The organism is Cupriavidus sp. SW-Y-13 (genome assembly GCF_009793345.1).
GTDB lineage: Bacteria > Pseudomonadota > Gammaproteobacteria > Burkholderiales > Burkholderiaceae > Cupriavidus.
Map to the genome: position 1 here is coordinate 76,343 of NZ_WHLX01000004.1, position 22,537 is coordinate 98,879.

At 59.3% G+C, this 22,537-nt stretch carries 32 protein-coding genes; 19 read left to right on the forward strand and 13 right to left on the reverse strand.

Annotated features, from left to right (window positions below):
* Positions 1 to 325 precede the first annotated feature (325 nt).
* From GA566_RS30265 to GA566_RS30280, 4 genes are all read right to left on the reverse strand, one after another.
* Positions 326 to 634: a hypothetical protein gene (locus GA566_RS30265; RefSeq protein ID WP_017514069.1), complete on the reverse strand. Its 309-nt coding sequence runs from the start codon at positions 632 to 634 to the stop codon at positions 326 to 328.
* Between the two features lie 288 nt (positions 635 to 922).
* Positions 923 to 1,192, reverse strand: coding sequence for a hypothetical protein (locus GA566_RS30270; RefSeq protein WP_124682103.1), 270 nt, complete (start codon positions 1,190 to 1,192; stop codon positions 923 to 925).
* Positions 1,193 to 1,225: 33 nt separating this feature from the next.
* A complete protein-coding gene (locus GA566_RS30275) occupies positions 1,226 to 2,176 on the reverse strand; it encodes a nucleotidyl transferase AbiEii/AbiGii toxin family protein (protein WP_011229304.1) in 951 nt (316 codons plus the stop codon).
* A complete protein-coding gene (locus tag GA566_RS30280) occupies positions 2,173 to 2,898 on the reverse strand; it encodes a type IV toxin-antitoxin system AbiEi family antitoxin (protein ID WP_011514795.1) in 726 nt (241 codons plus the stop codon). Before GA566_RS30280 ends, GA566_RS30275 begins: the two co-directional genes overlap by 4 nt.
* Before the next feature lie 165 nt (positions 2,899 to 3,063).
* Between GA566_RS30280 and GA566_RS30285 the strand changes: the two genes are divergently transcribed.
* The 7 genes from GA566_RS30285 (at position 3,064) to GA566_RS30315 (ending at position 7,548) form a co-directional block, all read left to right on the forward strand.
* Entirely contained in the window at positions 3,064 to 3,261 is a 198-nt protein-coding gene (locus tag GA566_RS30285) for a type II toxin-antitoxin system VapB family antitoxin (RefSeq protein ID WP_011229305.1), read from the forward strand.
* Entirely contained in the window at positions 3,258 to 3,629 is a 372-nt protein-coding gene (locus GA566_RS30290; RefSeq protein WP_011229306.1) for a type II toxin-antitoxin system VapC family toxin, read from the forward strand. Before GA566_RS30285 ends, GA566_RS30290 begins: the two co-directional genes overlap by 4 nt.
* A gap of 77 nt (positions 3,630 to 3,706) precedes the next feature.
* The gene (locus GA566_RS33110; RefSeq protein ID WP_202127000.1) at positions 3,707 to 4,354 is read left to right on the forward strand and encodes a hypothetical protein; all 648 of its coding nucleotides are present in this window, start codon (positions 3,707 to 3,709) and stop codon (positions 4,352 to 4,354) included.
* A gap of 20 nt (positions 4,355 to 4,374) precedes the next feature.
* Positions 4,375 to 5,949: a GIY-YIG nuclease family protein gene (locus GA566_RS33115; RefSeq protein WP_189443404.1), complete on the forward strand. Its 1,575-nt coding sequence runs from the start codon at positions 4,375 to 4,377 to the stop codon at positions 5,947 to 5,949.
* Between the two features lie 120 nt (positions 5,950 to 6,069).
* Positions 6,070 to 6,402, forward strand: a complete 333-nt coding sequence (locus GA566_RS30305) for a hypothetical protein (RefSeq protein WP_111733968.1) — start codon at positions 6,070 to 6,072, stop codon at positions 6,400 to 6,402.
* 29 nt (positions 6,403 to 6,431) lie between these two features.
* Entirely contained in the window at positions 6,432 to 6,935 is a 504-nt protein-coding gene (locus tag GA566_RS30310; RefSeq protein WP_111733969.1) for a hypothetical protein, read from the forward strand.
* A 64-nt stretch (positions 6,936 to 6,999) separates the two neighbouring features.
* A complete protein-coding gene (locus GA566_RS30315; RefSeq protein WP_038316447.1) occupies positions 7,000 to 7,548 on the forward strand; it encodes a hypothetical protein in 549 nt (182 codons plus the stop codon).
* 11 nt (positions 7,549 to 7,559) lie between these two features.
* Here GA566_RS30315 and GA566_RS30320 read toward each other — a convergent pair whose 3' ends face one another.
* The 8 genes from GA566_RS30320 to GA566_RS30355 all read right to left on the reverse strand — a co-directional run bounded on the left by GA566_RS30320 (position 7,560) and on the right by GA566_RS30355 (position 13,591).
* Positions 7,560 to 8,108, reverse strand: a complete 549-nt coding sequence (locus GA566_RS30320; RefSeq protein ID WP_017513745.1) for a hypothetical protein — start codon at positions 8,106 to 8,108, stop codon at positions 7,560 to 7,562.
* Positions 8,109 to 8,328: 220 nt separating this feature from the next.
* Positions 8,329 to 9,063, reverse strand: coding sequence for a hypothetical protein (locus GA566_RS30325; protein WP_017513746.1), 735 nt, complete (start codon positions 9,061 to 9,063; stop codon positions 8,329 to 8,331).
* 65 nt (positions 9,064 to 9,128) lie between these two features.
* Positions 9,129 to 9,980 carry a protein-disulfide reductase DsbD N-terminal domain-containing protein gene (locus GA566_RS30330; RefSeq protein WP_160475138.1) on the reverse strand — a complete coding sequence of 284 codons (852 nt, stop codon included), beginning with the start codon at positions 9,978 to 9,980 and terminating at the stop codon, positions 9,129 to 9,131.
* A 56-nt stretch (positions 9,981 to 10,036) separates the two neighbouring features.
* Positions 10,037 to 10,441 carry a hypothetical protein gene (locus tag GA566_RS30335; protein WP_160475139.1) on the reverse strand — a complete coding sequence of 135 codons (405 nt, stop codon included), beginning with the start codon at positions 10,439 to 10,441 and terminating at the stop codon, positions 10,037 to 10,039.
* A gap of 138 nt (positions 10,442 to 10,579) precedes the next feature.
* Entirely contained in the window at positions 10,580 to 10,816 is a 237-nt protein-coding gene (locus GA566_RS30340) for a hypothetical protein (protein ID WP_111733974.1), read from the reverse strand.
* A gap of 439 nt (positions 10,817 to 11,255) precedes the next feature.
* Complete coding sequence (locus GA566_RS30345) at positions 11,256 to 11,552, reverse strand: hypothetical protein (protein WP_017513752.1); 297 nt, start codon at positions 11,550 to 11,552, stop codon at positions 11,256 to 11,258.
* Positions 11,553 to 11,888: 336 nt separating this feature from the next.
* A complete protein-coding gene (locus GA566_RS30350; RefSeq protein WP_124682105.1) occupies positions 11,889 to 12,077 on the reverse strand; it encodes a hypothetical protein in 189 nt (62 codons plus the stop codon).
* Between the two features lie 74 nt (positions 12,078 to 12,151).
* Positions 12,152 to 13,591 carry an N-6 DNA methylase gene (locus GA566_RS30355; RefSeq protein ID WP_111733976.1) on the reverse strand — a complete coding sequence of 480 codons (1,440 nt, stop codon included), beginning with the start codon at positions 13,589 to 13,591 and terminating at the stop codon, positions 12,152 to 12,154.
* A gap of 402 nt (positions 13,592 to 13,993) precedes the next feature.
* Here GA566_RS30355 and GA566_RS30360 point away from each other — a divergent pair, with 402 nt between their 5' ends.
* The 10 genes from GA566_RS30360 to GA566_RS30405 all read left to right on the forward strand — a co-directional run bounded on the left by GA566_RS30360 (position 13,994) and on the right by GA566_RS30405 (position 20,556).
* On the forward strand, positions 13,994 to 14,335 hold the full coding sequence (locus GA566_RS30360) for a hypothetical protein (RefSeq protein WP_035833587.1): 342 nt from the start codon (positions 13,994 to 13,996) through the stop codon (positions 14,333 to 14,335).
* Positions 14,336 to 14,337: 2 nt separating this feature from the next.
* Positions 14,338 to 14,817, forward strand: coding sequence for a DUF2726 domain-containing protein (locus tag GA566_RS30365; protein WP_124682106.1), 480 nt, complete (start codon positions 14,338 to 14,340; stop codon positions 14,815 to 14,817).
* 23 nt (positions 14,818 to 14,840) lie between these two features.
* Positions 14,841 to 15,221, forward strand: a complete 381-nt coding sequence (locus GA566_RS30370; RefSeq protein ID WP_017515273.1) for a hypothetical protein — start codon at positions 14,841 to 14,843, stop codon at positions 15,219 to 15,221.
* A 2-nt stretch (positions 15,222 to 15,223) separates the two neighbouring features.
* Positions 15,224 to 15,706, forward strand: a complete 483-nt coding sequence (locus GA566_RS30375; protein ID WP_017515274.1) for a hypothetical protein — start codon at positions 15,224 to 15,226, stop codon at positions 15,704 to 15,706.
* Positions 15,707 to 15,756: 50 nt separating this feature from the next.
* Entirely contained in the window at positions 15,757 to 16,605 is an 849-nt protein-coding gene (locus GA566_RS30380) for a helix-turn-helix transcriptional regulator (protein WP_111734073.1), read from the forward strand.
* A 277-nt stretch (positions 16,606 to 16,882) separates the two neighbouring features.
* Entirely contained in the window at positions 16,883 to 17,785 is a 903-nt protein-coding gene (locus tag GA566_RS30385; protein WP_017513222.1) for a hypothetical protein, read from the forward strand.
* A 54-nt stretch (positions 17,786 to 17,839) separates the two neighbouring features.
* Complete coding sequence (locus GA566_RS30390) at positions 17,840 to 17,983, forward strand: hypothetical protein (protein ID WP_017513223.1); 144 nt, start codon at positions 17,840 to 17,842, stop codon at positions 17,981 to 17,983.
* A 74-nt stretch (positions 17,984 to 18,057) separates the two neighbouring features.
* A complete protein-coding gene (locus GA566_RS30395; protein ID WP_017513224.1) occupies positions 18,058 to 19,149 on the forward strand; it encodes a hypothetical protein in 1,092 nt (363 codons plus the stop codon).
* 29 nt (positions 19,150 to 19,178) lie between these two features.
* Positions 19,179 to 19,460, forward strand: a complete 282-nt coding sequence (locus GA566_RS30400) for a hypothetical protein (RefSeq protein ID WP_149135111.1) — start codon at positions 19,179 to 19,181, stop codon at positions 19,458 to 19,460.
* A gap of 271 nt (positions 19,461 to 19,731) precedes the next feature.
* A complete protein-coding gene (locus GA566_RS30405; RefSeq protein WP_262389452.1) occupies positions 19,732 to 20,556 on the forward strand; it encodes a PIN domain-containing protein in 825 nt (274 codons plus the stop codon).
* A gap of 57 nt (positions 20,557 to 20,613) precedes the next feature.
* On the opposite strand, the gene GA566_RS30410 is transcribed toward GA566_RS30405, so the two are convergent.
* Entirely contained in the window at positions 20,614 to 21,339 is a 726-nt protein-coding gene (locus GA566_RS30410; protein WP_149135112.1) for a DUF6388 family protein, read from the reverse strand.
* A 255-nt stretch (positions 21,340 to 21,594) separates the two neighbouring features.
* Between GA566_RS30410 and GA566_RS30415 the strand changes: the two genes are divergently transcribed.
* Positions 21,595 to 21,945, forward strand: coding sequence for a hypothetical protein (locus GA566_RS30415; RefSeq protein WP_160475140.1), 351 nt, complete (start codon positions 21,595 to 21,597; stop codon positions 21,943 to 21,945).
* 23 nt (positions 21,946 to 21,968) lie between these two features.
* Positions 21,969 to 22,226, forward strand: coding sequence for a hypothetical protein (locus GA566_RS30420; protein ID WP_149135114.1), 258 nt, complete (start codon positions 21,969 to 21,971; stop codon positions 22,224 to 22,226).
* The last annotated feature ends 311 nt before the right edge of the window (positions 22,227 to 22,537 follow it).

Genomic DNA, 22,537 nt, shown 5'->3' on the forward strand with positions numbered 1-22,537 from the left:
GAACCGTAGAGGGAAACGGGAACACTCTTTGTGGCTGGGCCGAAGACGACGCAACCTGATCCGTCCACAGGATGTCCACCCATGAACCAGAGGTACTTTGATGGCGGCACTGGTTCGCTGGGGCACAGATCGCTACCACTGATGACTGTAGCTTCCCCACCAACCACGAGCCGCGTCCCTGGTGGAATTACCGTGGTGTAGCCGGGCGACCCGATTGCCTTGTATGCTCCCGCGCCGATGTCCTCCAACATACCTGCGTGAGACACCCTTGCCAAACTGAGGGCGGCACCGACCAGCAGCGTCAAGGTTTTCAGAGTTCGCCTCTTCATCGTTCAACCATCCCGTTCAGGTGTGTTCCCGGATGGATCGCGCCATCGCTCTCACCTTGTGGTCGGCCTGCGAAAAATTGGGATTGCCCAAACAGTGGGTAAAGGGTTAATGGCCCTGCCACGAAGAAGACATTGAGCATGATGAAGTCCATCAGGAAAGTCTTCCCGAACCCGGCGCGGGCCTCTTCCGATAGAGCAGGGAGATTCCAGAAGGCAAGGCCCACCCCGCTCTTGATGCACGCCATCACGAAAGCCGCGAGCGTGACACCTAGCATCAGGGCGCCGATCATATCACTGCGTTTCATCCTTACTCCTGTACCTGTTTCTTGTGACTGGGGCGGGGAGGAGATTGCGCCTGGCGCCATTCCGATTAGTTCTTGCCAAAGATCCGGCGAGCGCAGACATGCAGCGGAATTCCGGTGAGAAGCAACGCGACTCCGACGATGACGGGAGTCGCCTGCGAGGTTTCAAACAATCACGATGCGCCGCCGGACTTCGCCATCAAGTACGTAACACCAGCAACACGGACGCCACCGCAATAACGGCGAATATACCTGGCCCAAGGGGAGCCAGTAAGTCTTTGGGAGTCTTGTTCACTGGATAAACTCCACCGGCTGCCCGCCGATCACGGGGCGCTCGTGCTGCATCGGCAGGCTACCGATCCTTGGTGGTGCCGAAACGTTCGGGCGAAGTGAGGCAGGAGTGGCGCGGGTTAGGGCGCGCAATGCGCTCGGAGAGATCTTGAGCGAGCGGTCCGCGTCGACATGGTTCAAACCCTGCAGCAGCTCGTTGGCCGTGATGCTCAGGTTCTGCAGAATGTTGTCCGCCTCCCATTCCGGTATGCGGGTCTCGTCGATACGCATTAGGAACGTTTGCTCCGTCATCATTTGTCGGCCTTATTGGGTTGTCGTGAGGAGTGCATCGAAACGTTCGCGGAGCAACTTCTCTTGGTCTGCGAAGCGGGCGTCCCCCGAGTCCCTCAGCTTCATGATGTTCTGGAGCTTCCAACGGACGGCCGGCAAGTCCTTGAGGTGAGGGAAGGCCGGCATCAGAGTCCAGTCGGGCTCTGCCTTCACAAACGAGATGAGGAAATCGCGGTGAGCCGGGGTCAGCGCCGCGGGCAATTCGGTCTGAAGCCGCTGTTGGACGGCGACCAGGCGGTCGAGGCTTACCTCTTCAGTTGTCATACCCACAAACTCGCCGTAGCTCTCCTCGAGGTTCTTCTGCTTTGGGAACAGCACTTCATGGGTTGGTCGATTGTGTCCTGCCAGGTAGCCGACAAAGCAGTCGACGAAATCGGCTTGCAGGCCGAACATCTCATAGCAGTGCATGACATCGAAGATGTCTCTCGAGTGCTGCCGATCCATCGCGGCAACCAGCTTGCTTCCGTACAGCTCTGCCTTCTGAAGGACCGGAACCGAGATGGACTTGTTGAAGAGCTCCTGTGCTTTTGGCACGAGTTCATGCATCACAGGGGCCAGCAACGTGCCCCGAAACACATAGTTGACTTCGACCTTCACGGACGAATCGGCAGATACCGCTGTCAGCTTGACGTCGTCCCCCTTGATCTTGCTGTTCGATGCGACCTTCGTGAAATGAGCCTCGTATCCCAGCTTCTCAATCGCCTCTTTTGCGCGGGCCAGCTCTTCTCCGATGCTCTGGAGCGCCGCTTCGCGGTCCATCGTGTGCTCGGTGAACACGACGTCGATATCGACGGACAAGCGGGGTAGGTCCTGGAGGAACAGGTTAATGGCAGTTCCCCCCTTCATAGCGAACTTGTCAGTATCGAAGACGGGCGGCGCGATATCAATGAGCAGGCGGACGGTGTCGAGATAGGTATTGTTCATGGTTCTTGTGCGATGCTGTGCTTCAGCTTGTTCGACAACCGTTTGGCTTCGACGCGTAGATCAACATGTTCTTGGAGGTGTTTTCCCCAGTCAAAGCCGCTTTCCTCTCCCAAGACCTTCACTAGCTTGAGGACTTTCAGGCGTGTGCAACTGTCCAAGAACATGTGGAGGACCGGTGGGCGGAGGCTTCGCATCGTGACGATGATGTTCTCCACCTCTTCGAGAGTCTGGTTCTTGCCGACATCGCTCACGAGCTCGAGGAACGCGCGCTCAGGAACGGATACGAGAACAGATGGGTTTCCGTTCGGCAGCGGCTTCAGGCCTTCATCGTAGGGGAACGACTCGCCAAACAGGTTGGTCGTCTGATAGCTATAGGTAAGGTGCTTGCCGACCCAGTCCGGAAATCTGTACGCACTCTGGCCCCAAAGCACTACCTTCTCTCGGAATGCGATGTTGTGGCGGACACCTTGCCAATCCAGGGCAGTTTTCCCCCCGACGTGCAGCCCTTTGATCCGTCGGCTCAAGAACGCCAGGATTCCGTCCCGGGTTGGTTTGTCGCCCCGGAGCAGATAGGCGCTTCTCCCGAGTTGTTCGAGCCAGGCCTCGCTGACCATATGGCTAAGGGAGCGCTCAGACACGCCCATTTCGCGGAGCATCTCTGTGTCCATCGGCTGGCCGCGTGGCGCTTGCGCCATCAGATTGTGGAGTGGCTTGTTACGCATTTCTCCATTCTAGTTGATTACTGATGCAAAAACCCTCGCCAAAGTGTACGTTTTTGCATGAAAAATGTGAAAGGCATCGAGCGCACAGAGCTCTTACATACCAAGGGGCACCAATCACGTCATCATTGGATGCTATAATTTGTGCTTGTACTTGCGGAGGCTCCTATGCGTACGACCATTGCGCTTGACGATGAACTGTTGGCCAAGGCCCAAGCCTATACGGGGCTGGAAGAGAAAACGGCACTTGTGCGCGAGGCGCTAAAGGCCTTGATCCAGCGTGAAGCCGCCAAACGACTCGCGAACCTTGGCGGGAGCCAACCGGGCATCGAAGGGGTACCGCGTCGCCGGCAGGACACCAAATGATTCTTGTCGACACGTCGGTCTGGATTGACCACCTCAACGCTTCTGATCCGATGCTGATCAGCCTCTTAACCCAGGAGCGTGTGCTGATTCATCCCTATGTGATCGGTGAGATTTCGCTTGGTAGTCTGCGGGACCGAGATGTCGTGCTTGGCGCTCTGCGCGATTTGCCGCGAGCGCCTGTCGCAACACCAGAGGAGACCCTGTATTTGATCGAGCGCGAAGGCTTGTTCAACCGTGGAATCGGATATGGCGATACATCATTGTTGGCATCCGCGCGTCTCCAACCAGGCATCGCCATCTGGACGCGTGACAAGCGATTGAAGAAAGTTGCTGATGAACTCTGTCTCGGCGCGGTCCTTTCGCACTAGCTCGCGGTAGTGCGGAAGCGGCCGGCCGTGCAGTCAATCACCAGGCCGGCCCTCTGGTGGACAGGAGAATTAGAAGAATGACCATGGAAGTCAAACACCACCTGTTGAATCCGGATGGATCGTATAGCCCGATCATCCCGGATGAACCGATTGGAGGCACTGCCGCGCAGTACGCCAGTTTTATTCAGGCTGAAAACGAGAGAGACGCTGAGGCGCGGGCTCTCATGATGGCCGGGAAGGTTGTTCTGGGCGCGATTGCCGAGAGAATGGCCGCGCCAAACGACCGCGCGCAACATGAGGCTGAACCACTCGGAATGCGGATCGCAGAAGACCTCGCGGTGGTGTTCGCAGCGACGATGACGAAAACAGGATCGGTGAGCCACCAGACGGTGGATCAGATTAAGACCATTGAGGCCCCGGTACAAGTTGTCAATGGCGACGCACCGAATACGGTAGACGAAGAGGCCAAGGTCCTTGCAACGTCACTGCCAGGCGTGGAGTCGGTCGCCGGCGAAGACGGCTCGATGCTCGTCCGGTTCAGCGACGGAACTGAGGCTACTGTCACGCGCAGCTTTCTCGCGTGGACGGGCGATCCGACGTTTGAGCTTTGGCTCCCTCGTGATGAGCGGACTGGCATGGCCAAGATGATGCCCAAGCTTTCAAGAGGTGAAGTACTTAACCCGCTCGGTCAACTCGCGGCGGCAGCCGCGAAGCGCGCAGCATAGGCGGATGCCTTCCTTGCACCATGCGCCAAGTTACCCAAGCTGATTTTCTTGCCCGCGCGCTCGAGGTGCACGGTGACCGCTACGACTACAGTCGTGCCATCTACAGTGGTTCAAATTCCAAACTCACCATCGTCTGCCGCACTCACGGGCCTTTTGAACAAACGCCCAGCAATCACTACAAGGGAAAGGGCTGTCGAGCTTGCGCCGGCGTCCAACCGTACACACTGCAGTCATTCGTTGACCGAGCGCGATCGCTCCATGGCGATCGGTATGGCTACGCCGAAGCCTTGCTGGTCAACGCACTGACCCCGCTCACAATACGCTGCTCGGTACATGGGCTGTTCGAGCAAACGCCGCGTAGACACCTGTCCGGCGGCGGTTGCCCAAAATGTGCGATCACGCTTGGCGCAGATCGCCAGCGCGGTACGGCCGATAGCTTCATTGCCAAAGCCCATTCGGTGCATGGGGATCGATACGACTACAGCCGCGTCGCATATGCCGCGACGCACACGAAGGTTGTAATTGTCTGTCCCGAGCACGGGCCTTTTGAGCAAACCCCTGCGGCCCATCAGCGCGGCGCGGGCTGCCCAGCGTGCGCGGGCGTGGCTCGATTGGACACGAGTTCATTTGTCGCCCGCGCACGCGCAATCCATGGGCAGCGATTCGGATACGAGCGCACGGTGTATAGCAGTACGGCCAGCAAGCTCGTCGTGACCTGTCCGGAACACGGCGACTTTGAGATCCACCCGAGCGTGCACCTACGAGCAAATGGAGGTGGCGGCTGTCGATCGTGTATGGCCGAGCGTTTGTCTACGCGATTCAGCAGAGGGACGGCTGGCTTCGTCGCCGACGCCCGCAAGGCGCACGGCGACAAGTACGACTACAGCGCAGTAGAGTATGTGAACAAGGAGCTCGAGGTTGTCATCGCTTGCCCGGTCCATGGTGAATTCCGCCAGCGGGCCGGCGTGCACATCACGGGCGGCGAGTGCCCGGCGTGCAGCTACGCCAAGCGCGGCGATAAGCAGCGAATGAGCGAGGGCGAGTTTCTGGGGCGGGCGCGAGCCGCGCACGGTGACAGATACGACTACGGCCTCCTGAGCTACGCTGGCATGCACGACTACGTGACGATCGTGTGCCCGGAACACGGCCCTTTTGAGCAAGTCGCAAACAGCCATATGCGGGGATGTGGGTGTCCAAGCTGCGCCGAACACGGGTTTGACCCCGACCAACCAGCCACGGTCTATGTCCTTGTCGTCATTGGTGACGAGGGTGGCTTTACCGGGTATGGCATCACGCGGGATCTGGACACCAGGCTGCGTGCACATCGGAAAAATCTGTCCGACGCCGGTTGGACTATCGCCAGGCTACATTTCGCAGAATTTGCGCATGGCCGAGACGCCCTCGACGTGGAGGCGTTGATCAAAGAGACCTTCGAGCTGACTGCTCAGGAGATCGATGGCTTTCGCACTGAGGCGACCCATCCGTGCAACTATGAGAAGATCATTCGGATCGTCGACGAGCGTAAGCGGAAATGCAAAGGCGGAACATCAGTTGGACAAACTCAAATACAAGATCAAGGCGGCCAAAATCGCTAAGCGTCTGAAGAAGGCGCAACGCGATTTGAAGCGCGGCGACAAACGCGCTCAAGAGCGCATAGCACACCATGAACAACAGCAGGTACTTCACAAGCTGACGGACCGATAGGGAAAGCAAACATGAGCAACTTCGCAGAAGCAGCTGCCGTAGACGCGATGGCAGACAAGATCGCCCAACTGGAAAGCCAGGTTGCGCATCTGCAATTGCAGTTGGAGAACGAGCGCGCGGCGACGCTCGGCGCAATGCTCGGCCCGTTGCGAGCGAGGGAGATCGTTCTGCTCAACATTGGCAGCGACAATTCATCGAAGCTGGTCGAGCGTCTGTCGCAAGACTTCGGGCCGCATGTCGACGAGGTGGTCCGCCACTTGTTTGATTTGAACCACGCTCCCTGTTCGGATCAGAAACGTGAGGAATTCCGGACGCTTTTCAACAAAGGCATGACGAAGTTCTGATCGAAGCATCGGAAACCAACGGGAACAGTATGAGCACGCAAAACGACGTAGACGAACAGAAAATCGCGAGTGATGAGTTTGCCTACAAGGACGCCGCGGATCGCTGGATTGCGGGCTTCTCTTCGCGTCGCGACGCGATGCTCGCTGGCATCAATGTTGGCCTTCATTCCGTCGTTACTGCTGAGGTATCGCCTCAATGTCCTTCGTACTTCGCTCGGTTCGAGGCACGACACGTCCTTCGCCAGATGATTGACGGTCTAGCGTACGGAGAGCAGCACGGTAAATTGGTGTCGTCGGAAGAGGCTCGGGTGATCTTGAGCCCGATCGCTGACGCGAGTTTGGCAGACGGACTCGAAGGTGGGCAGTCCAGCCCCGAGTGGCTGAAGCAGCTGGATTTGATGAATCGCCTTGAGCAATGCGTTGCAGATTGGGTTGCCGCAACCAACCCGACCATGCCGCATCCCAAGTTCATTCGCTACGGTTCTGAGCAGGTGCATGTGGCCGGCGGGAACTTGGGCATCCCTTTCCTCTAAGTAAAGCACCGAGCGAGAGCTACGCCCCGCACCGGCCGGATGCCGGCGTTTGCCAGGGGATCATATGTCGGGAATCTGGCGCAAGATGCGCAACGTGGTGATGCGCGGCTTCGGGTACGTGCCCAACGAGAAGGCCGTGCGAGCCGAGGAGCTTTTTGTTGACGGGGTCGTGAAGTATCTGGAACTGATGGGCAGTGCGCTAGATCTGGCTTGGCGGCGCATTCCTATCGATTCCGCCACGCCCTTGGTGGGCTACGTCTACGGGCTGTGCAAGGCACTAGCGATAGCTGCTGAGGAGAAAGACCCGGAAGTGTTCTTCTATGGCGCGTGGCGTGTGTTGTACCGCGCCTATCCAGGTCGTAAGGACTTCGAGGCGATCTTGCAGCGTTGCGAATTCGATGCGCCGGCCTTTGTTGAGGGTCGGGACTTTGGCTTTGCAGACGCAGCACTCATTCTCACAGGCAGCAGCCCGGTTTCAAGATTTACCGCCTTGCTGGCTCGCCACTGTCCGCAGTGTATCGGCAACGAGCTTATTCTGGAGAGGGCGCTAGAGGCCGAGAGCCCCGGCACCCTGCGGGCGGCTGGGCCGGAGGCGCCAGGACGACGGCAATAGGGGAGCCCTCTTCACTGGCGCGGTTCGCCGCTCACGACCGAAGGTCTTCCGCCGCGTTTCCCGAAGTACGAATTGACCCGCGCCTGTTGGTCCTCTACCAGCAAAGCATTGGCTGGATTTTGCGCGAACTGGATCATCCACTCTTCGTCTACGCGCTTGACTCTGCTCTTGTCTATTGCGCGAGCGACAAGGTAGTACCTGTACGCAGGTCCAGCGAGTTCCAATCCGACCGCGCGTCGTGCCATTAGCCATGCGCTCTTGGCCGCCGGCGCGTGCGTTGCTGGATTGCCCAGACGATAGTTCTTCATCCGTTTGCGCCAGCGCCTATGTATCGTGATATCCGCGAGTTCCCTTCCGCGCCAGTGCACAAAGCCCTCGACCGAACCTGTCCACTTGCCGTTCTCCCAGGTCACCCGATGGGGCTTGCGAATTTCGTCGGCGGTCGGTTCGGCCCGTTGGAGTTCATACGGTCCGTTGTGGACCGGCTCCTCCTTCATCGGCATCCAAACCCCGACCACAAACGGAGATTTCTTCTTCTTGTCGACTGCGTTCTCTTCCATTGTTCATTCCTGCACGGTGTGCCGTTATCGTTCCTTGGTCAATCTACGGGCGATCGTGAATCTCGGCAAGTGGCGAATGGGACACTATTCACTCAATGAAATTTTTCTAGCTAAAACATACATTTCGACGAGGGTATTTGCGCGCGGAATGATGTTTTTTGTGTGAGGCACGTATTCGGTCGGAAGGTGCGCGGAGACGAATCGAGTCCAGATAACGGTTCTACTCAGAATCCGCGGCCTCGGCGCGGCCTTCCGCCCATGCCTGCAACAGGATAGGCTCGTCGGCAAACATGATGGGGGGCTCATCCAGGCCTGCGTGGTAGTCACGTCTACCGACGGCCTCAGCTGCTCTCTCGACGGCCTCCCTTTCACTGCGCCATTCCTCAGGGTAGGCAATGCGGGTGATGCGTGCCAGCGCGAGAGCAATCCGCTCGTCCAGCCCTCGCATGCGAGGGGCAGGTGGCTTCGGGCGGGATTTCGGCGCCGGCAACATTCCGAAATGGGCCTGAGAAATTGATACTCGCCGACGAAGGTGGGTCGCCTGAGCTCGAAGCCCCTTCGCGGTACTGAAGTTATCCCAGCCAGCCTCGATGGACGCTTCAGACGCGAGTTCACCGGCCTGGGTAAGCATTGCGGCCCATTGCTCGGGTGAGTCAAACTCGGTTAGCCAGCCATTCCCCTCATAGCATTGAAGGACCGCCTCGTCGCAGTTCAGGAGGAGGACGCGGCTCGGCGTGAACTGGCCGTCGTACTCTTCGTATTCGTCCGCTGACCTCGACTCGGCGTGATACCGCTGCCACGCTGATTCAGCGAGGGCCTTGCCATCCGTCATTGAAAGCGGATGACTGATCGGCACCTGCCGGCGGCCATCCATGTAGAAGTACGCGAGCCCTGGATGCTCGTCGTACATGTCTCGGCATACCTGGCCCTCTACAACAATGCTGGAGACCTGCATTTGTGCACTCGTGTGGTGAATACCGCTGCCCTGAGAACTAACGCGCCTCGTTCATCTCTACTGCGCTAGCGGGCGGATAGCAGGACGCTGAGAGGGGCAAGGAGGCTCCTGCCGCCGGCGAACACGCCGACCATCTGTGCGGCGCCGAACAAGAACAGCAGGAGGCCAAACCCCTTGGCAAACCGGTGGCGGTTCCTAGCGTCGGGCCGCAATGGCTCGAAAGCGTTCAGAAATACGGACAGGACGATGGCAATCGTGGCCACCGCCAACATTCCCAGCCACGACAGCATCAGGCCGCGGCTCTTGCTCTGATCGGTTGCCGCCGGCGGTATGTTCATCTCCTCGAGGGGGGCGGCTGCCGGGGCTGGCTCTGGCGCGGAGGCGATCGGCGCAATCGGCGTCGGCATGGGCGGCGCCGGCGGGGATGAGATTGCTTTCACGGGGGAGGGCGTGCCCTTGACTTTGAACCGCGCTTCCTGCGGCGGGAAGCAGACGCCCACCCCGGCACAGCCCTGATACCTGACTGTCATCTTGAAGCGATGGGGGGCTTGCTCTGCCACTGTCAGCCGCACCGTGGCGTCCCTGGAAAACACCTTCTGCTGACCAAGAACCCGATCCACCCTCACTTCTGCTGCTGGGAAAACAGGGTCGCTAAGGCCGCCAGGTGGGTCGGTCTCGATGCGGATCTTGTCCCGATAGAGGTGATATCCGTCGGCGATCGAGAACCGGATCTCAATCTCGTGCCCGTGCTGCTGCACCGTCGGGCGGAATGCCTGGTCGGGGCTGAGGGTTTGCTCAACGGCCACGCCGGAAGAGGCAATGGCCATCGCGATGGGATCGTCGGTAGGCGATGCGAGTGCGATCGCCGGAACTGCGGCTATGACTGCCGCGGAAACTAGGGAAAATGCTGCCCACATGTTGAGTCTACTTGTCACACATAAAGTTGCCGGGCACGTGGGGCTCGCAGTACATCTCATCCGCGACTGCGCTGCGCCCCGCATTCGGGACAACGCATCGATGAAGCTCTCTGGCTCGGAGTTTGACGCTTCAACCACCTTTCGAACGGGAGCATCGTGGCAGCTCCGACGGCCATGACATAGATCGTGACCACACCGAGTGTCAAAGCGAAGGTCGTCAGGTCATGAAATAGGGTTCCTGGCTCAGGTATGGCGCTCGAGAACCACGCGCGCAATGGAATGAGCCATGGTTCGTACATTGCCAAAGCCGAGAAGAACAGGAAGATCACCCCGAGCAGTATCGTTAGCACATGCGTAGCTGCATCACCGTTACCCATGCTTCGATGCTCGACATAGACACTGCGAGCAAGGATGCATACTCCGGTGATCAAACAAATGCCCGCCCAAATCCAATCCAACATGGTCCTGTCCTTCATTTGGGCCCCTGCGCGGAGCGTTCTCGAAGCGCCGGCTGCCGGCCGACCGGTACGGCCCACTCTGCCGTTACGCGGCGGGTTGCCGCTCCCTTTCCAACTCACGAAATCTGTCGTGCACCGGCCTCAGAACGGCATCGGCGGCAGCAATGGGCTGGCCAAGGACAACAGCACGACCACAATCACCGCCGCAAATCCGGCACTCCATCGGCGTTGGGTAATCATCATTGCCCCCGCAATGATGCACGCAGCGGCTGGCAACAGACCTTTGAGGAGGCCCAGCCAGTAGCCCAAGCCACAAAGACAAATTGCGAAAACCAGTCCAGCCACGCCTGCCATCTTGGATCGATCAGCTGCTTCCATTTTCCCCTCCGAAGGCGAGCGCAACGCACTCGGGTACTACCGGCTCCCGGCCGGTGCGGTGTGCTCCAATACAGGCACAGCGAATACAATACGCGTATTGTTACCTGTTATTGTAAATTTCGTCAAGTTCATGTCATCCCGGCGGCTTGCCGTTCGCATGCTTGAGGCGCTCTCGCCTCCGCGTCGGCGTTGAACTTCTGATCGAGCTCGCGCCGAGACTCTTCGCTGAGTACTCCATCGTCAAACAGCAAGGTGCACGGCTCCACCTTGGTTCGGAGGCCCCTCCACGCCCTCCGAACGAATGGCACCCAATCCTTGGCAGCCGCTTTGCTCGGATAGGCATTTCCAATGCGCGTCCATCCCGAGGCAGGATGCAAGATCATCGTGAAATACACAGTCTTTGTCGTTCGCATGGGTACCGTCCTCGCCCAGGGGCAGCCTAGGGCGTTGGTGGATTCTTGGCCTTCATGACGGCCATGTGCGCAGCGACTGCTTCATCCTTGAGAACGATCACGATCGGGCCCTCTCGGAAGTCGCCACTCATGGTCCCGTGCAGGGCGTCCTGTTCGTCCTCGGTGAGATTGCGCCATTTCGCAATCCAGTCGACTTTCCCGAAGAGCAACCCGGACGGCCCGGTGGCACATGACTGCCCCACTGATATACCGTTCTCGCGGCACCATGCGCGGGCCGCTTCTAGCGCGCCCCATGTGCCTTGCTGGCAGAATTCGATTTGCATGTGACTTGATCAATCCGAAAGAGATTCACACTTCCAACGTCTGCGCGACATAGCAACGATCTCAGTCGCCAAGGCTCTCGATGCAATAGGGGCGATTCTCATTGCCCGGGAGATTCCAGTCCCACGCTGAAACCTTGGCGCTGCAACCAGCAACAGGACATTCCAAAGGAGAAAGGTCGCGCGCACGGTCTATGGGCTCTGCCTGGATCGAGAGGCTCAACGGCTGGCCATGTACTGGGCACAATCCACGTTCCAGTCTCCACAAGCGTTGTAGGTCAACGGGTAGTCGCCGCTTGCTCCGCGCATCAGCCGCCAGGAACGACGAGAAATCCCCGGTCATTTACTTGCCTTCGCTTCCAAGAACAACGCGGCATCGGAAAAGGCTCTTGCAGCCGCCCCAACAGAGTTCGCATAGCGGTCAAACCCCAACTCGCGTAACTTGGCTGCTTTCTCTTCGGCGTCATACGCTTGGCGCCACAGGCCTTTAGTGAGCCGGGATACCGATGGTTTCTTACGTTGTTTCATGTCGCCCCTCAGTCGTGTTTGGCGTTGGAATTCACGGAGATGGTTGTGCCCGCGACAACGCGTCAAAAGGTGGTTCAAGCGAACGGAGCGTCGATCGGCATCTTCCTGAGCAACGTTGTGGTCAGCGAGAAATAACCCCCCTCCAGGCGCGGGGCGTAGTCACGCACCCATTGCGCTGCGAGAGGCGAGCGGAGCGCGGCCTCGACTCGATCAAGCACGCCAGGCTCACCGCACACGATGCTCAGGTTGTGGTTGATCGGCAGAATGCCGGGCGGGACGCGCACGGCCTTAGGCGACGTGGCGATCCGCGGCACGAGCAATGTCTCGCGGGACAGATCCATGCGGTGAAAGGTCTCCGGCGGTAGCCAGAAGGTACCCCGCCGGCCCCGTGCCGCCATCTTGTGCATATGGCGCTGCAAGTGCTCAATCAGGCGATTGCACGGCGTCACACCAGGCGCCGTCCTGATGGCGAATCGCCGCGGCGTGCAAAGGCGGCCGTCGACAATGTCATCGGTGTCGACCGCTGGCACCAGGTACTCGCCCGGCAGCGTCGCGGCCGTTTCTTTGTCCACCACAAAGATCCCGGAAGAGCCGAGCCATGGTGCGATGCGTACCTGGGCGAACTGTTCCAGCGTTGGAAGGCCTTCATAACGGCTTTCGTCGACGCCTGGATAGATTGGCCGCTCCGTAAGCACGCGAAAATCGTGCGAACGCTGCGGAGGCTCGGCCGTCGCCTTCAGCACGACAGACACAGGGTGAACCCGCGGGGGCGTGCCCGAGCGACGGTTCTTCGGGCGATAGAACACCGAGCTTGAATCCAACCGTTCAAGGTGGGAAATGGCAAGCCGGGTCCCTAAGGTCGCGCGAAGTTCCGCGGCCCCGGCATTCAGGAGCCAACGATCGGCAGTTACAAACCCGATCTGACCATCCGGATGAATGGCACGACTGCAACGCTCCAGGAAGCTATGCAGAAGATCTTTCGCAGCGAAATCCGGGACATGGCCGGAATAGAGGTCCTGCAGAACGGGCGGGACGTTGACCCAGCGCAGGTAGGGCGGATTGCCGGCGACAACGTGATAGACGGCCGTTTGCGGCCCGTCAGTCAGGAAATCCCGGTTATGGACCATCGACTCGGCCACTTTGGTGGCAGTCGCGTGGTCATAGCCATGTCGGCACAGCGTAGCTGCGACACGTGCACGCGCCTCGATGCACGCGCCTGCGTGCACCTCCCAGCCCTCGACTTGCGCCAGCAGACTGGCGCTTGTTAGGCGCGAGTGCTTGCTGGCTGCAAGGAGCTTTCCAAGGGCACGCTCAAGGAACATGCCGTCACCGCAGCTCGGGTCGACCAGCCGGCGCCCATCCCGAGGCCAGTCAAGCCGCCCAAGGAGTTGGTCCACCACCGGCCCCGCGGTATAGATCGCCGTCGCCTGGTGCAGTCGCTCAACCGCTTCTGCTCGAGCCTGATCAATTTGGCTGTGCTGTGACTGCCGATACTCAGTGATTTCGGTCTGCATTGTGTTTCCCGGAGGGCCGGGCGGATCTCCCGCCCGGTGCATTCCTGTTGCGTTAGGAAGCCTTATCGGCATCGGCGAATGGCTCCGGCACGGCTTCATAGCGGTGCGCTTGACCTCGGAGTGCGGCACCTTGGTTCCCGCAGCTCACGAGTGTCTGTGCCAAGTTTGGGTCTAGGACGTCGTCACGAACCAACACGCGCTCGCCATTCGCTTCGATAAGCCAGATTTCGTACACGTAGTGCGCCCCCTCTCTCTATGCAGAGCTCTGGCAAGGACAAAACGATCAGCCGACAGGCCGGTGGATGTCTGCCGCTCTCACTCTGGCGACGATTTTGCGTATGATATAGTATAGATACGTGTTACGTATCGAAGCGTATGTATTCGACGACATCACTACCGCCCATGAACCAACTAGTCAGTGAACCAGCGCCACCACAGACGGTGGAATCCGAGGCCCTCTTCCTGTGTGGTGAGGCGTTCATGCAGATTCGCAAGCTCAGCGGGATCGTGGCAGAGCCAAAGCCTCGCCGCGGCGTTTTCGGACGATTTTCCCCAACTGATCGGGGTGCGGCGGATCGCCGTTCCAGGGCCGCCGCGTTGATCTACGAGCTTTCCGACGTCGCCCACAACCTGCCCGAGATGGTGAGGCTGGGGGTGCATACCAAACAGTTCGCCTACTTCTCTCAGCAAACGAACAAGCTTGCGGGGGCGCTAGTAGAGGCACGCAGCCTAGCGAGGATTTGACTATGGAGATCAGTTACACCGGTCTTGTGGTCGTCTGCGCGATCCTCGCGGTGCTCGTCTACCTCGTCGTCAAGAGGCTGCAGTCGGGGTCGAAGTACTCCCCCAAACACTACCAAACGATCCCACTGTTGACCGAGCATGAGCAGGACTTGTTCTGGCGCCTGAAAGAGGCCGCCGGCCGGGACCTGATCGTCGCACCACAGGTGGTGTTTGGAGCGTTCCTCAAGGTCAAGACCATGGCGTTGGTCGACAAGACAAAGGCGCGTCACCAGGTGGCCCACAACCGCGGCGACTTCATCGTCTGCAACAAGGAATTCCGTGTGGTCGCTGTCATCGAGCTCGACGACGCGACGCATGACAAGAGCGCGCAGAAGGCGCTTGACCGCCGCCGCGACCAGCTGCTGAAGACCGTAGGGGTCAAGGCAATCCGGTACCGGAAGATGCCTGAGGTCGCGAAGATCCGTGCGGATCTCGGGCTTTGAGTATCTCCACAATACCTACCAGTATGATCATGCTCCACTCAATCGGCTTCGTCCTTCTCTCTGCTGCGGCAATCGCGGTTCTCTACTTCCTCTGGCGCAAGACGCCCAAAGCCCCGGTACTGCTGGAAGATCGCGTGGCTGCAAGCCTGTCCCATTTCGGCATCGTCATTGCCCTGGCGCTTGGAATCGGGGCAGTTGTCCTCATTGACGAAGAGCTCCTGTCGGCATGCCGTTGGGTTGCGTCATTTGTGCCGGAGACAAACTCGCCGCTTGACGCTGTGCCGGTCACGATTCTTGACCTGGCCGGCAGCTTTGGCATTGTTGCTGCGATCTTCGCCGCGGCGCTGCTCATTGCTATCGCTGACGATCGCGCCCGTCCCTGTTCCTTGCCCGTAGGCCGGTGACCATGGACAGGCTCGAGCTTCTTTCGACCGCAATGCGAGCGGGTTGCTTCTATGCGGTCTACCGGTTGGTGATCGCGATCTTCTACCCTTGGCTTGCCAGTGCTGTGTGGCAAGAGTCGGTGGGGCCGCTGCTGGTGAGGCACTGGCCCAGGCTGGCGCAAGCTGATGACGCAGCGAGGATGTCGTATCTGCCTTCTCGACAGAGCGAGCCGGCGGTCTTCCGCCTTGGCACGCTCTCTATCAGCGATGTGACTCAGGGGGTTCGGGACGGGCTGCTGCTCGGCGTGCTCGCGGCGCTTGTGCCAGAGATCGTTCGGCCGTTCTTCTTGACGTCGCTACTTGCCTTCGTCCTCGCAATTCAAGGCTGGCGGTTTGCCCGAGCGCAAGGCGCTGCGGCCACCGACATCGGGTTTGACGCGGTGAGGGACGTTCTGCTGTTCGCCGGCGCGATCGCCGCGGTGCAGTGGAGTGGGGTGCTTGCGTAGAGGCGGCGAGCAGCGCCGCAGTTCGTCAAGTGAGATAGGGGAGGTCTGTCATGTCCATCAACGCTCAGTCGCAACGAAGCATCAAGATCCTCCTCAATCTGTCGGCGGGACTTGAGGAAACCGGGCGTACCTACCCAGACGGTGTTGTGAGATTGAACTCCAACATCCGCCACGCCGCTGCCGCCGGCGCCGCGGCCCTCAGCCAGCTGCAGGGGGTGCCACTGCCGACCGTGCCTGAGAAGGCGGGTGCCGCCGCTGACGCAAGGAAGCGCGCACCCGAGGCCGGGCCGGTCGAGATGCCGTCGCCAGTCGAATGGCTGGATCGCCTCAAGCTCGCCAAGGGCTTCCATGCGGACGTCACCCTTGCCGAGTATCTCGGTGTGTCGAAGCAGCATTTTTCGCAATGGCGCACTGGGAAGGCGTCGCTGTCCGTGGACGAAGCCTGGAAAGTCGCACTGGGTCTGGATGTCGATCCGCTGCTTGTCATCGCCAGCGTTCAATTCCACGCCAGCCAGAATGACAAGCGCCAGGTCTGGATAGATCTCGCGCGCACACGGCTGGTGGGGACATCCGACGGTGCGACGCCCAAGGCAGACACTGATCGCGCTCCTGGGCTGGAATCCAAGGGATCGAAGTGGTCGCCGGAGGAAGATGCGCTCCTCAAGGATGAGGTTGAGCGCAAGGTGCCCTACGTTGACATCGCAGCTTCGCATCGCCGCTCGGTGGCCGCCATTCTTTACAGGCTGTACAACGTGCACGATCTGTTGGGCGATGCTGAGATGGAAGAGCTCTGCGGCCTCCACTCTGTTCGGTTCTCGCCGAAGGCAGTAGCCCCCGCTGAAGAGTCGAGTGCCAAGCCTGAAGACCCCCCTGTAGCGGGCGATCGGGTCTTCATCTGAGCGGTTCTGCGGGCGTGAAGCCGATGATCCTCCGCGAGGCCGCAGCTTAAATGCAAGCCGCTCCAGGGGACTTCTCAGGCGTCTGCCCAACTAGGTGAAGACGCGCCAAACTAGCTTCACGCGCCCCCACGTAACGGTGGGGGCTTTTTTCTTTCTGAAGCTCGTGTGCGGCGGTGTGCCAATGTCCTCTAACAGCTGGCCGACATGCTCAACAAAAGGGTGCTGTCGGGTGCTCTATACTGCGCAGATCACAGAGATCCATCATGGAGTTCGTGCAATGGCCCGTGCTAGCAATTCCTCCGGTTCGTCGGGGCCCTATCGTGCCGCGACTCGGCAGCAGTTGGCAGGACATGATGCCTTGCTTAGATGGGCGATTGGCGTCGACGGGGTTGGCCTCGCGTTGGCGGAGTTGCGGAAGCAGCACTGGTTGGCAGCAGCCTTTAAGTCAGCTTTGCCGTCACTTAGAAAAGAAATCGAGGGGGACTTGGATGCACTGGAGTCGGACGCCAGGCAAGCCCAGATCTGGCGTCAGATTCCTGAACTCACTTTTGGCAAATGCGTAGAGTCTTTCGATTTCCAATTCAATCCAGGTGTGGCTCAGTACTCTGAGCATTCCGTGACCAAGCAGGTTTGGGGCGGGCGGGAAGAGGTAGCTGAATATCGCCCACTCACCGTATGTGACGCGACCATACAAGTGCGAGCAAGAGCCAAGCCAGAGTTTCATCTTGTGCGTAATCCTACGTACGTCGGGAGCAAACGCACGTATGAACACATCAAATCCCCTATTGATGGTCTACGGAGTTTCTACAGGCATTGGGATGGACAAGTAGTGGTCAACTGTTACCCAGAGGAATCCCCGCTCACCATGATGGGAAATGACCTTGCCCTACTGAGCAGCTCATGCACAGAGTACAAGAAGCGGCGCAATGGCTCTGGGAACATCCTGTTTGTGGTCGAAGACGAGGAGGCGTATGACTTTCTGCGTAGATCGTGCAACGTTATCCTCCACGACTGCGGAGGTATTGCGGCAGAGGAGCTTTCATTCTTTGATCAGTGGATCTCAAGCAAAGGCGATGAGGTCGAGGTTACTGACCTCGACCTTGCAGACGCGCTTATCCCAGAGGAGGGGTCTGATACGAGTGGAAAAGCGACTCGACGTACCCGTAGAACCAAGAGTTAGCGAGTTTCCGCATGGGCCACATCCGTCATTGCGTGAACTTTCAATCAGGAACAAATGTCGCTAACCGCTCAGTTGCTCTCCACCACTCTTGCAACCATGCATTTTGCACTCGTCTCGTGCGATTGGGAGAAGGCCGAAGCGGCGGCCCATGCGGCGCGGGATCTGGCCGCCCGCCTTCTTGCCGGCGAGTACGAGTAGGAGAACGCAATGCAAGCGCCTTGCCCAATTGCAGCCTACTCCAAGCCAGTTGGTCGTCCAGGTAGGGGAAGCTGATGCGCCATGAGTACGATGTCCATACGGACGTCCTTGAGACTATCGTTGCGGCGACACCGGTCACGAAGAAGCACTCTGCGTTGCTGACTGCATTCGCGACCCGCACGGAGTTTCGTGGCGCCAGGTACGTGACAAGCAGCGACGAATTCAGCAGCCGTCCCGCACGGATCTTGAACTCCGATGGCGATGAGATTGCTGCAGACTACCGTGTGTGGGTTCAGCAGCAACTCGACGAGCACCGCGGCAATATCGATGCGCTGTGTGCCAGTAGTCGCGGCAAGGGCTACCTGCTGACAGAGATCCAGCCCGTCCTGCACTACTTCGTTCATGACCGTGGTTGCGCCCAGGACAACTTCGTTCAGATCGAGGTTTGGGCGGAGGTGGAATTTTGCGAACGCGAATTGTTCGCCCGCCGGGCGCCTAACTGGGGCCGTCCGTCTTTGCAGGAGCTCCGTGATGGCCGGCCTGACATGGGTTTGGAGGAGCGCTTCGAGCGGCGGGACTTGGGGGCCGCCCGATACAGGCTTGAAAGCGCCATCGACATGCAAGCGTTTGTCGCTGTCGCGGAATCGCTCTGTTCCGAGCGGCACCGGAAAGGCGGTAACATCCTTGTACGTGTCACGGATGCCGATACCGGGGAGGAGTCTGTGACATCGGTACGGGATCTGACACCGGGCTATGATCAACTGCGCGTACGGGAGCGGCGGATATTTGACGACTGGACAGCTTCAAGTGCGGGGCGGTCCGGCGAACGCATCTGCATGCGCTGGGTGTTCCAGACGTCGGATTGGCCAGACGAGAAGGGTGTTCGTTGGGTCTCCTTTGTCCCGCGGTGGGCACACAAGAAGAACATTGCCGCGCTGAAGAACACCGGCAAGCTCGACGCATATGGCCTATACGGGCGCCTCACTCAATTCGACAGCCGCATCGGGATGCCTTTCGCCTGGTATTTTTACGGGCTGCATGGCAACCGGGTGAGGGATGCCCACCTTGAGCGCGTTGTCGAGGCGGCCGAGGAAGGTCTGATCGTACTGCCTGAGAATGACTATCGCGTGCTACGGCGTTGGCGTGATGTTCCCTATGGTTTTTGACGGACGGATGATGCTGGAAAAGACTTTGGATGTATGTATGCAAGCTCCGCGAGCTGCTGGAAGAAACTCATGGTTCGCGAGCCATGGTGTACAAGGACCTCTTCGCCCTTGGCTGCTGGCTCCATCTGAACGGTAAGAGGGCCGTTGGGGAGAAGATCATCAAGGAGGTCATCACTTCCGTCTCGGGACTAGGCAACCGCACCTATCTCGCCTCCGTTGCAAAGCAGATCGCTGGGAATGAGGGAGGCTGGGCTGCTGAGATCTTCGCGCACCAGGAGGTCAACGATTTGTTCGCCAGCGAGGCAGCGTAGGCCCCTGGCCCCACTGCATGGGCAGCTTTCTCCGTTTGGGCCCGATAGCATCTACCGAATACCACCGACGCAATCGCGTCATCCCGAAGTGACAACGTCGACCGTGTACCGGCTGTTACGCCGGCGCAGTGAGTATTGGTAGAATTTGTCAAAAGTACATAAAACGTGCATCGGGAGGATTTCGAGTGCAGGATTTTCAGGGAAGCGTTGGCCGGCTCGGCGGCCTGGTGGGGGCAGTAGGACTGGGGTCGAAGTGATGGGTGGCCCTGTCGTGCTTGTCGACTTCGAGAATGTGCAGGCGATCGATTTTGGGCGGCTAGCGCCGGACACCCGCATCGCCGTGTTCGCGGGCGAGCTGCAGCGGAAAGTACCGATCGAGGTGGCCATGGGGCTGCAGGAGATGGGGGAGCGCGCTCGCTGGGTGCGCTCGAGCGGCACCGGTCCAAACGCACTTGACTTTCATATTGCCTTCGAGCTCGGCCGAATGGCGCAGGCTGGTGAGCAGGGACCGGTGGTGGTCCTGTCTCGGGACAAGGGCTTTGATCCGCTACTCGATTGGCTCCGGACTCAGCACGGAATCCCCGCCAGCCGTGTTACGACCATCGCAGAAGCATTCGGATACACTCCAGACGCCCCATACGCGCCGCAGGCAGCAGAGCCGATTGTGGTTGACTTTGGGGCCGTGACGCCGGCGCCAAGGCCGACGCAACCGGCCTTGCAGAGCAATGGCATGCATGTCGCGGAACCGCATTTCATGCGATCCCTTCAGGCAGAGGCAAGCAGCGTGGTTCCAAGGTCGGTACCCCAGGCAGTGCCTGTGCCGGCGAGCAAAGCGCCAGCAAAGCCAGATGGTGCCAAGGCTGCAAAACCAGCCGGCGGCACCACGCGCGAGTGCACCGCGGAGAAGGCCAGAGAGATATTGTCTCGCTCGCGGAAGGCGGCACGGCCGCGGCGACGTGCCACGTTAGCCAAGCACATTCATTCGATGTTCCGCCCCGCGACTCTCGCCGATCGCGAGGTTGAGTCGATCATCAAGGCCCTGCTCGCCAAGAAATGGATCTCGGAGAGCCAGGGCGCCATTACTTACAACTTCTGACGCCGTCCCAACGAGGGGGCTCCCAGTCGCTGGGACGGCCAATGTGAACGGCTTCTGTTAGTTGCCAATCGCAGCGCGAATCAGTTCCTGGCGGCGCTCCAGGATGCTCGTGCGCGCGCTGGGGGATTCGATGGCGTACTCCAGCCATACTTCGAAGGCATCGATACCTTTTCGCCGCGCTTGCGTGGCGATGGCTTCGGCCGCCAGCTTCTTGCGCTGCTCCTCCAGATTGATGCCTAAAATCTTGGCGATGTCTGGCGGAACGGCATCGAGCTCGGCCAGAACACTGGGGTTAGCCGCAAGGAAGCGTTCTTGTGCGGCCTGCACTTGTTCGTCCGTCAGGAATCTGGCGTTGATGGCCTTGAATGTGCTGTGGCCCGGTGTAACGTCGGCGAGGCGCGTCGCATCGGTGATCTCGACCGTTTCGTGATCCACCTCAATGGCGCCCCACTCGAGGCACTTGCGATAGAACCCCTGAACCATGTCGTCGATGAAAAGGCGATAGCCGACCTGGCCTGCCACTGATCGCACCGCGGCAATGAGGGAGCGTCCAAGCCCTCGCAGGCCAATACCTTGGGTCAGGATGTTCGGAATACCAATCCGCCGATCTGCATCCGTGACGACCACGTGCAACATCATGCCGGCGGAGTCCTCAGGAGTCGTCTGGAAGCGCACCGTAAGCGTGTTCCCGGCGGTGTCGATCCACACAGCGTGTACTCGATCTTGAATGGTACCCAGGATGGGGTCGATGGCTTGGCGAAGCAGCGGGATTGTGGCTGACATTGTTCGGTTCTCGGTGTCGTAGCTGGGGCATCAATTCTACGCGTATTGCTGCTGCGGGCATCCTTGCCGGTGCGAAAATGAACCTTCTATATTATCGGTACGTGTTATGCATATGTGATATGCTGCAGACTGACAAGTTCATGCCGGTATGCGACGAGATTCCTCCCAGGAAGATCCGCACGCCGACCAGCGAGATTGATACGGGGAGGGTCGTAGGTGATGCGGATTCTGTTGTTGGGCGCAATTGCAGTCGTCGTGGCCGCCATTCTGTCCAGTGCGATAGGGCGCGATGGGGATGTCCAGCTGGAGATCTATCGGGCACAGGCACAGGAGGCCCGCGATCGAGAGCAGCGGCAGATGCTTGCAGAGCTTGAAGCATTGCGGGTTGAGCCTGCGTCTCAGTTTGTAGCCGACTGGCGTGCGGCCAGAGGGCGTCCAACCAGTGAGTCGCTGGACGAGTTGCGAGTTCTCGTAGAGAAGATTCGGGCCAATCCAACCTCAGCGGCTCAGTACGCGCTCGCCGCCAAGCAGAAGCGCGCGGACGAGATCAACAACCTTGTGGCATCGCCTTTGGGCACGAAGCTCGAGGCAAAGCCCGGCCTATAGGCATCATCGAAGGAGAACATAGCGTGGTTATTTCATACTTGGATCGCAATCTCAAATGGCTCTTTCCGCTTTTTGCAATACTTGTGCTCCTACTGACGCCAGAGCTGCTTGAAATCGCACATTCGTCGTTGTCCATCCCTGCATCGTTGCAGCATATCGGGATAGCTTTTGCCTTCTTGCTCGGCGGTATCGGTGCCACTCTCACTGACACCATTTCAGCCAAACTCGTGCGTGTGCTTGGCCTTCTGTTGCTGACGTTGGGTGTGGTGTGGTCTCTCTAATTTTCAGGGGGTGAGATCATGTCGCGTCAAATAGAGCCAACGGAAGCGGAAATCGCAAGCTACAACGACCAGGCGTATGGCAAGGCGGTGTTGATCGGCGCGATGATGGACATTGGACAAACCTTCGCGAGTAGTTCTCACCATGCGGAGCACGGTAGCTTTGCGATTGTGGCCCTCCGGACTGACCATCTCGGTCGACTCAGCCGGGCACTCATTCGATTACTGACGCACATGATCGGGTGGCTAGATCGCCCAGAGCCAGTTCAGGGTCGCTTGCCGGCGCCAGATCGATGATGGCCGCCTCGCGTAAT